The sequence below is a fragment of the Geminicoccus flavidas genome (assembly GCF_009806515.1).
In the GTDB taxonomy this organism is placed as follows: domain Bacteria; phylum Pseudomonadota; class Alphaproteobacteria; order Geminicoccales; family Geminicoccaceae; genus Geminicoccus; species Geminicoccus flavidus.
Map to the genome: position 1 here is coordinate 1 of NZ_WUJP01000587.1, position 8,626 is coordinate 8,626.

Sequence of the window (8,626 nt, forward strand, 5' to 3'; positions counted from 1 at the left end):
GCCCGGCTGGCCATCAGGATTGCCCGCCCGCCGGCCTGCTCCACCACCTCGAGCTGCTCCAGATAGGCCCGGCGCACCTCCTCCATGCTGACACCCGGCCGCGGCGGCAACTGGTCGGTACCGACCCCGCAGGCAAGATCCGCCCCTGGCACCGTCCTGGCCTCGGCCACCGAGCGGCGGATCAGCTCGGCCGCATCCGGCCAGCTCAGCCCCATGCCGCGCTGCGACGTGTCCATCGCCTCCGCGACCTTGAAGCCCAGCCCCCAGAGATGGTGGCGAAAGCGCAAGGTCGCCTCCCAGTCCACCTTGCCTCCCTCGAGCGGCACCGCCTCGGCCAGCGGGTCCGCCACCACATGCGCCGCGGCATAGGCCACCCGGCTGACCGGTGCGGCGGATCTGGCCAGATAGGGGCAGGCTGGCCCCGGCCGGTACGGCTCCAGCCTGCGGTCCGTGGTCGGCAGCAGCAGTGCCCGCATGGAAAGGCCTCCCCTGGCTCGATAAGTAACCGGTGAGTTACTTTTGATGCCACGGGCGGTCAAGGCAACCCTTGTTGGTGATCGTCGTGCCGAGTTATACGTTATTCATATCTATAACGTATAACCTGCCATGCAGCGCGTCCCTCTAACCATCCAGACATTGTACGCCGAGCTCGACCAGCAGGTCCGGGATGCCGCGACCGCGGCGGTCCTGCATCCGCACGGCTCGCTGGTAGTCAAGGAGATCAAGGGCCGCCGCTACTGGTACCACCAGCAGCGCATCGAAGGCCGCCAGGTCCAGCGCTATGTCGGCCTCGAAACCGACGAACTGCTGCGCAGGATCGCGGAACGCGACGCGGCACGCTCCCAGGAAGCGGAACGCCGCACCCTGGTGCGCAGCCTGCACGCCGCGGGCTTCACGAGGCCGGACCGTCGTACCGGGCGCATCCTCCAGGCTCTGGCCGAGGCCGGCGTGTTCCGCTTGCGTGGCGTCCTGGTCGGCACGGTCGCCTTTCAGGTCTACGGGCCGATGCTGGGCGCAAAGTTTCCCGCCGCCATCGCGATGACCGGCGATGTCGACGTCGCCCAGTTCCGCTCCGTGTCAATCGCGGTGGAGGACCGCACCGAGGCGATGCAAGACGTTCTCCGGCGCATCGATCCCGCCTTCGCACCAGTACTCGGCCTGTCGCGCACGCCGGCTTCCGCCTATCGGAGTGGCGGCTTCAAGGTCGAGTTCCTCACCCCGATGCGCGGCCCCGAGGAGGACGACCGCCAGCCGCTGCCGGCCGTCGGCACCTTCGGCCAGCCCCTGCGCTTCCTGGATTTCCTGATCTATCAGGAAGTGGAGGCGGTAGTGCTGTACGATGCCGGGATCGCCGTGCGGGTTCCCGATCCGGTGCGCTTCGCCCTGCACAAGCTCATCATCTCGCAGCGCCGGCGCGACTTGGCCAAGGCGCGCAAGGACCGCGCGCAGGCCCATCAGCTGCTCGAGGTGCTGGCCGAGGACCGCCCGCACGACGTGCAGGAGCGCTGGGCGGAGCTGTGCGGCCGCGGCCCCAAATGGCGCAGCCTGGCCGTGGCCGGGCTGGAGACTGCCCCTTCCCCGATCCGCGCCCTCCTGCCCTGAACGCCTCCAAGCGTCTGGACACGCTACGAGTTTGTATTGTATCCGAACAAAAGAACGACGCCCAGAGGGCGCACGAGGCACGGGAACGGGATCATGGCCACGGAAACGATCGGTTCGGCGCGCTTCGCTAGCCTGCCGAAGGACCGGCTGCTCGCCGAGTTCTCGCTCTGGTCGGCCGATCTCGCCAACCTCGCCGCCGAGGTGGTACGGGTCGAGGGCCATGCCGACATCCACCATATCGACGTGGCGGATGGCCATTTCGCCCCGGCCTTCCTGTTCTTCCCCGACCTGGTGGCCCGGCTGCGCAAGCTGACCGACACGCCGTTCCACGTCCACCTGATGACGACGGACGACATTCTCGCCAGTCAGGCGCAGCAGTTCGCCGAGGCGGGTGCCGACCTGATCTCGGTCCATGCCGAGAACGGCAAGGCCGGCCTGGACGTGGTGGCCGAGCTTAAGTCCAGCGGCGTGCGCACCGGCGTGGTCGCCCGCGTCGAGACGGAGCTGGCGGCACTCGCCCCCTTCCTCGGCTCGGTCGACATGGTGACCCTGCTCGGCACCCGGATCGGGGTGAAGGGCCAGGACTTGGACCCGAACGCCTGCGCCCGCCTGGAACAGGCCGGCGCCATGCTGCGCGAGGCCGGGCGCCGCGACCAGGTCCTGCTCGCCGCCGATGGCGGCATCCGCGAGCATACCGTGCCGAAGCTGCGCGCGGCCGGCGCCGACACGGTGGTGATGGGCTCGCTCGCCTTTGGCGCTGCCGACCTGGCACAGCGCATAGCCTGGTCGCGCGGGCTCTGAGGACGGCGATGCCGGGCCCGCTGGTCATCGCGGTCGACCTGGGCGGCACCTCGCTGCGCGCAGCTTTGGCCACACCGGATGGACAGCTCGGCCGGATCACCCGGATCCGCACCGACGCCCGCGGCGGGCCGGACAAGGTGGTCGCCCAGATCGCCGACCTGGTCGCCCGGGTCCGGGCCGAGGTCGGCGGCACTCCGCTCCAGGGCATCGGCCTGTCCTCGCCCGGCCCCCTCGACCCCTTCACCGGCACGGTGTTCACCCTGCCGACCTTCCAGGGCTGGCAGAACGTGCCGCTGCGTGCACTGGTCGCCGAGCGGACCGGCCTGCCGGTGACGCTGGAGAACGACGCCGCCTCGGCCGCGATCGGCGAGTGGCGCTTCGGCGCCGGCAAGGGAGTGAACAGCCTCGTCTACGTCACTGTCTCCACCGGCCTGGGCGGCGGCGTCATCGTCGATGGCCGGCTGCTGCACGGCCGCATGGGCATGGCCGGCCATATCGGCCACATGACCCTCGAACCGGACGGCCCGCGCTGCGGCTGCGGCAACCTCGGCTGCTGGGAAGCCCTCGCGTCCGGGACCGGGCTCGCCCGCATCGCCCGGGAGCGCTTGGCAGAAGGCGCCGCGTCGACGCTGCAGGACATCGTTGACCGGCCGGTCAGCGCCGAGGACGTGGTCACCGCCGCCCGCGCCGGCGACTCGCTGGGGGTGGCGCTGATCGCCGACGAGGCCCGCTGGCTCGGAATCGGCATCGTTTCCCTGCTGCACCTGTTCTCGCCCGAGCGGGTGATCCTGGGCGGTGGCGTCAGCAATGCCCTGGACCTGATGCGCGACATCATCGCCCGGGAGATCCAGGCCCGGGCGATGGCGCCGTTCCGGTCGGTGCCATTCATGGCGGCATCGCTCGGTGGCAATGCCGGCCTTGCCGGCGCCGCCGCCCTCGCCTTCGGCGCCGCCGGAACGCAGCTGGCGTGACCACGCCCCAGGCGGTCCGCTTCCTGAACGAGGCGCGCGCCCTGTCGCTGCTCTACCGGCAGGGTGCGATGAGCCGCGCCGATTTGGCCCGCGGCTTGGGCATGACCCGCTCGACTGCCAGCAGCCTGATCGGCCAGCTCCTGGCCGGCGGCTTCGTCGTGGAACGACCCGACGCCGCGCGCAGCGAAATCCGCGCCGGCCGCCCTGGCATCGCCATCGCGATCCGGCCCGAGGGTGCCTTCTTCATCGGCGCCGAGATCGGCGTCGGCTATGTCGTGGTGGTCGGCCTGAACCTCGCGGCCGAAGTCGTCACCCGCCGCCGCGCCAGCTTTGCACTTTCCGGCAACCGCCCGGGGGAGGTCGTGCGCCTTGCCTGCGGCCTCGTCCGCCAGGTGGTGACGGACCTGCCCGACTCCTCCCGCATCCGCGGCCTGTGCGTGACCGTGCCGGGGCTACACGACCATGACGGCGTCCTGCTCACCGGCCCGTTCCTCGGCTGGCGCAACGTCCCGATCGCCGATCTGGTCCGCGCCGAACTCGGACTGGACATCCCGGTCAGCTCGGAAAACGACGCCAACGCGCTTGCCGTCGCCGAGATCTATGCCGCTGGCAGTGACGGCCCGAACGACCTGCTCTGCCTGTTCCTGGATTTCGGAATCGGTGCCGGGATCGTGGCGGGCGGCCGGCTGTTCCGCGGCCATCACGGCTTTGCCGGGGAGGTCGGCCACATGGTGGTGGCGGATGCCGGCATCATCCACCGCCTAGACCCGCCCGGCCGCTGGGAGAACCTGATCGGCGCCGAGGCGGTGCTGCAGGTCTGGCAGAACAAGGGCGGCGCCGGCGACACGATCGGCGGCCTCGTCCAGGCATTGGAGGCAGGAGAGCCGGCCGCCCGGGAGGCCGCTCGGCATTTTGCCCGCTGGCTGGGCCGCGGCCTGGCCTCGGTCGCCAACATCATCGATCCCGGTCATGTCGTGCTGGGCGGCTCGGTCGCTCGCCTCTACCCCTTCGTCACGAGCGAGGTGCAGGACGCCCTGCGCCGCCACGTGTTCGAAGACTATCAGGTGCCGACCCTGGCACTGGCCCATCACGCCAAGGACGGTCCGGCCATTGGTGCCGCCTGTCTCCTCCACCAGGAAATGCTATCCTTGGACATGGTAGGCCGTCATCGCGAGCGATGGCCCATGCGTGAAGCATGACCCTTGACGCAGGCCCGCCGATCGGCTGATTTGTTTGGACAGTTGACAAACCAAGTTCAGCACCACGATGGTGCAAGGATAAACCGTCCGCCTCGGGCAACGGATCCGGGCGGCTGGCTCAGGGAGATGACCGAGATGAAGCGGATATTGCTGTCGACCGTCTGCGCCGTTGTACTGGGCCTGTCCGCAGCCAGCCTCCAGCCGACACAGGCCCAGGACAAGGGCAGCGTCGAGGTGCTGCACTGGTGGACGTCCGGCGGCGAGGCCGCCGCGGTGAGCGTCCTGAAGCAGGACATGGAGTCCAAGGGTGTAGCCTGGCTGGACATGCCGGTGGCCGGCGGTGCCGGCGAGGCGGCGATGACCGCGCTGCGCGCCCGGGTCACTTCCGGCAATCCGCCCACCGCCGCCCAGTTGCTCGGGATGTCGCTGCGCGCCTGGGCCGAGGAAGGCTTCTTGGGCGACCTGTCAGAGGTGGCCGAGCCGGAAGGTTGGGACACGGTCATCCCCGAGCCGCTCCAGGCCTTCGCCAAGTATGATGGCCACTATGTCGCCGCCCCGGTCAACATCCACCGGCCGAACTGGCTCTGGTCGAACGCCAAGATCTTCCAGGAGAACGGCCTGACTCCGCCCAAGACCTGGGACGAGTTCAACCAGGTCGCCGAGGCGCTCCAGGCGAAGGGCATCCAGCCGCTCGCCCATGGCGGCCAGAACTGGCAGGACACCACTGTCTTCGACGATGTCGTGCTCGGCATCGGCGGCCCGGAGTTCTACCAGAAGGCCATCATCGAGGCGGATCCGGAAGCACTCGGCTCCGACACCATGGTCAAGGTGTTCGACCAGATGCGCAAGATCCGCGGCTTCGTCGACCCGAACTTCTCCGGCCGCGACTGGAACCTCGCCACCGCGATGGTGCTGAACGGCGAGGCCGCCATGCAGCTCATGGGCGACTGGGCCAAAGGCGAGATCATCGCCGCCGGTAAGACGCCCGGCGTCGACATCCTCTGCACCCCTGCCCCCGGCACCGAGGGCTCGTTCCTGTTCAACACCGACTTCTTCGCCATGTTCGACGTGGGCGAGGAGCGCCGCCCGGCCCAGCTGATCATGGCCTCCGCTGCCATGTCGCCCTCCTTCCAGGAGACCTTCAACCTGGCCAAGGGCTCGATCCCGGCGCGGACCGACGTGCCCGGCGACAAGTTCGACGAGTGCGGCAAGCAATCGATGGCCGACATCAAGGCCGCCCAGGAGAAGGGCACGCTGATGGGCTCGCTGGCCCACGGCCATGCCCAGCCGCCGGCTGTCCAGGGTGCCATGTTCGACGTGGTGACCAACCACTTCAACTCCGACCAATCCTCTGAGGAGGCGGCCAAGGCGCTGGTCGAGGCGGTCGCCGCCGCCCAGTGAGCCGACCCGGGCCCGGCCCCCGACGCACAGCAGCGTCCGGGCCGGGCCCATCTCCTGCAACGCTCAAAGGCCGGCGTTCATGGCAGCTACCGAAAGAATGGCGGGCAGGCGCAGGCTGGCGAACGCGCTGCCCTTGTTCGTGCTCTCGCCGAGCCTCCTGATGGTCACGATCGGCGTCTACGGCTTCATGCTGTTCTCGGTGATCCTGTCCTTCACCAGCTCCAAGATGTTCCCGCGCTTCGTCTTTACCGGCTTCGACCAGTACGAGCGCCTGTTCACCAACCCGCGCTGGGGGGTGGCGGTCCAGAACATCTTCATCTTCGGCGGGCTCTACATCGTCTTCACCACGATCCTGGGCTTAGGCCTCGCCATCCTGATCGACCAGCGGATCCGGGCCGAAGGAGCCTTCCGCACCATCTTCCTCTACCCGATGGCGCTGAGCTTCATCGTGACCGGCGTCATCTGGCAGTGGATCCTCAACCCCGGCCTCGGCCTGGAGCGACTGGTGCAGAGCTGGGGCTGGGAAAGCTTCTCGTTCAAGTGGCTGGTCGACCCGCAGATGGCGATCTACACGGTGGTGATCGCCGGAGTCTGGCAGGTCGCGGGCTTCGTCATGGCCCTGTTCCTGGCGGGCCTGCGCGGGATCAATACGGAGATCCTGAGTGCCGCCCGCATGGACGGGGCGCCCACCCACAAGATCTACACCCGCATCATCATCCCGGCCCTGCGCCCGGTCTTCCTCACCGCCTTCGTTGTGGAGGCGCATCTCGCCATCAAGTCTTACGACCTGGTGGTGGCGCTGACCAAGGGCGGCCCGGGCTTCGCCACCGAGCTGCCCTCCACCTTCATGTACACGACCACCTTCACCCGCAACGAGATGGGCCTGGGGGCCGCCAGCGCCACGGTGATGCTCATGACGCTCGCCGCCATCATCATCCCCTATCTCTACTCGGAGCTGCGCCATGAGCGTCGCGGCTGAGACCGTCATCCTCCGGCGCTCCGGCAGCGGCGTGAACCTCGCCCGCTTCGCCGTCTATGCGCTCCTGATCGTGGCCGCCGCCGTGTTCCTGGCGCCGCTGGTCTCCATGGTGTTCACCTCGCTGAAATCCATGGACGAGATCCGCGCCGGCAATCTCCTCTCCCCGCCCACCGCAATTACCCTGGAGGCCTGGCAGACCGCCTGGAACAGCGCCTGCATCAGCGTGAGCTGCGCTGGCCTCAAGGGCTATTTCCTGAACTCGATCCGCATGGTCGTGCCGGCCGTGCTCATCTCGGTGGGCCTGGGCGCGCTCAATGGCTACGTGCTCACCAAGTGGCGGTTTCGCGGCGACAACCTCCTTTTCGGCGCGATGATGTTCGGCTGCTTCATCCCGTTCCAGATCGTGCTGATCCCGATGGCGTTCACGCTGGGCAAGATCGGCCTCGCCGGCACCACCGCGGGCCTAGTCCTGGTCCACGTCCTCTATGGCGTCTGCTTCACCACGCTCTTCTTCCGCAACTTCTACGTCGCGGTCCCGGACGAGCTGGTGAAGGCCGCGCGCATGGACGGGGCCGGCTTCTGGCAGATCTTCACCCGCGTGCTCCTGCCGATCTCCTGGCCGATCATCGTGGTCTCGGTGATCTGGCAATTCACCGGCATCTGGAACGACTTTCTGTTCGGCGCCTCGTTCGCCGGCGGCGAAAGCCAGCCGATCACCGTGGCGCTCAACAACCTGGTCAACACCTCCACCGGCGTGAAGCTCTACAATGTCGACATGGCCGGTGCGATGATCACCGCTGCCCCCACCATCCTGATCTACCTGTTCCTCGGCCGCTTCTTCCTGCGCGGACTGATGGCCGGCGCGGTGAAGGGGTGAGGATGCTGGCGGCCACCCCTACACTCGTCATGGCCGGGCCTGACCCGGCCATCCAGGGGTCGCGTCCACCGCTGACTGGATGGTCGGCTCGAGGCCGGCCATGACGACTTAGGACGACGTCAACGGCTTGATCGGCAAAGGGAACGGCAAGTGGCAAGCCTGGACATCGAGCATATCGGCAAGCGCTTCGGCCAGGTCGAGGTGCTGAAGGACATCCATATCGGCATCGGCCACGGCGACTTCCTGGTCCTGGTCGGCCCCTCGGGATGCGGCAAGTCCACGCTCCTCAACATCATTGCCGGCCTGGACACCGCCACCTCCGGCGCCATCCGCATCGACGGCAAGGTCGTCAACGACCTGGAGCCCAAGGAGCGGGACATCGCCATGGTGTTCCAGTCCTACGCCCTCTACCCGTCCATGACGGTGGCCGAGAATATCGGCTTCTCGCTCGAGATGGCCGGCATGCCCAAGGAGCAGCGCAAGCAGAGGATTGCGGCCGTCGCCGACCTGCTCAAGATCGGCCACCTGCTCGACCGTCGCCCTTCCCAGCTCTCCGGCGGCCAGCGCCAGCGCGTCGCCATGGGCCGGGCGCTGGTCCGGGAGCCCAAGATCTTCCTGTTCGACGAGCCCTTGTCTAACCTGGACGCCAAGCTGCGCGTCGAGATGCGCACCGAGATCAAGAAGCTCCACGCGCGCCTGGGCGCCACGATCGTCTACGTCACCCATGACCAGATCGAGGCCATGACCATGGCCACTCGGATCGCGGTGATGAAGGACGGCATCCTCCAGCAGTTCG

The 8,626-nt window shown here is 68.1% G+C and carries 9 protein-coding genes; 8 read left to right on the top strand and 1 reads right to left on the bottom strand.

The window, feature by feature from the left end:
- Nucleotides 1–476, bottom strand: a 476-nt coding sequence (locus EQG76_RS16660; protein ID WP_159715453.1) for a DUF993 family protein, incomplete at its 3' end; no start/stop codon positions are given.
- A 130-nt stretch (nt 477–606) separates the two neighbouring features.
- Here EQG76_RS16660 and EQG76_RS16665 point away from each other — a divergent pair.
- The 8 genes from EQG76_RS16665 to EQG76_RS16700 all read left to right on the top strand — a co-directional run.
- The gene (locus EQG76_RS16665) at nt 607–1,602 is read left to right on the top strand and encodes a nucleotidyltransferase family protein (protein ID WP_159715455.1); all 996 of its coding nucleotides are present in this window, start codon (nt 607–609) and stop codon (nt 1,600–1,602) included.
- Nucleotides 1,603–1,695: 93 nt separating this feature from the next.
- A complete protein-coding gene (locus EQG76_RS16670) occupies nt 1,696–2,403 on the top strand; it encodes a ribulose-phosphate 3-epimerase (RefSeq protein WP_159715457.1) in 708 nt (235 codons plus the stop codon).
- 8 nt (nt 2,404–2,411) lie between these two features.
- Nucleotides 2,412–3,374, top strand: a complete 963-nt coding sequence (locus EQG76_RS16675) for an ROK family protein (protein ID WP_159715459.1) — start codon at nt 2,412–2,414, stop codon at nt 3,372–3,374.
- Nucleotides 3,371–4,573 carry an ROK family transcriptional regulator gene (locus EQG76_RS16680; protein ID WP_159715461.1) on the top strand — a complete coding sequence of 401 codons (1,203 nt, stop codon included), beginning with the start codon at nt 3,371–3,373 and terminating at the stop codon, nt 4,571–4,573. The genes EQG76_RS16675 and EQG76_RS16680 overlap by 4 nt, the downstream gene beginning before the upstream one ends.
- 135 nt (nt 4,574–4,708) lie before the next feature.
- On the top strand, nt 4,709–5,974 hold the full coding sequence (locus EQG76_RS16685; RefSeq protein ID WP_159715463.1) for an ABC transporter substrate-binding protein: 1,266 nt from the start codon (nt 4,709–4,711) through the stop codon (nt 5,972–5,974).
- A gap of 97 nt (nt 5,975–6,071) precedes the next feature.
- Nucleotides 6,072–6,953 carry a carbohydrate ABC transporter permease gene (locus EQG76_RS16690; RefSeq protein WP_235031410.1) on the top strand — a complete coding sequence of 294 codons (882 nt, stop codon included), beginning with the start codon at nt 6,072–6,074 and terminating at the stop codon, nt 6,951–6,953.
- Nucleotides 6,937–7,830 (top strand): carbohydrate ABC transporter permease, encoded by an 894-nt coding sequence (locus EQG76_RS16695; RefSeq protein ID WP_159715467.1) that lies wholly within the window; start codon nt 6,937–6,939, stop codon nt 7,828–7,830. The genes EQG76_RS16690 and EQG76_RS16695 overlap by 17 nt, the downstream gene beginning before the upstream one ends.
- 150 nt (nt 7,831–7,980) lie before the next feature.
- The coding region (locus EQG76_RS16700; protein WP_159715469.1) for an ABC transporter ATP-binding protein at nt 7,981–8,626 on the top strand (646 nt) is incomplete at its 3' end.

What these genes read in the sequence shown, in the direction of transcription:
- EQG76_RS16665 (WP_159715455.1), top strand. Translation starts at nt 607, where the DNA reads ATGCAGCGCGTCCCTCTAACCATCCAGACATTGTACGCCGAGCTCGAC.
- EQG76_RS16670 (WP_159715457.1), top strand. Translation starts at nt 1,696, where the DNA reads ATGGCCACGGAAACGATCGGTTCGGCGCGCTTCGCTAGCCTGCCGAAG.
- EQG76_RS16675 (WP_159715459.1), top strand. Translation starts at nt 2,412, where the DNA reads ATGCCGGGCCCGCTGGTCATCGCGGTCGACCTGGGCGGCACCTCGCTG.
- EQG76_RS16685 (WP_159715463.1), top strand. Translation starts at nt 4,709, where the DNA reads ATGAAGCGGATATTGCTGTCGACCGTCTGCGCCGTTGTACTGGGCCTG.
- EQG76_RS16690 (WP_235031410.1), top strand. Translation starts at nt 6,072, where the DNA reads ATGGCGGGCAGGCGCAGGCTGGCGAACGCGCTGCCCTTGTTCGTGCTC.
- EQG76_RS16695 (WP_159715467.1), top strand. Translation starts at nt 6,937, where the DNA reads ATGAGCGTCGCGGCTGAGACCGTCATCCTCCGGCGCTCCGGCAGCGGC.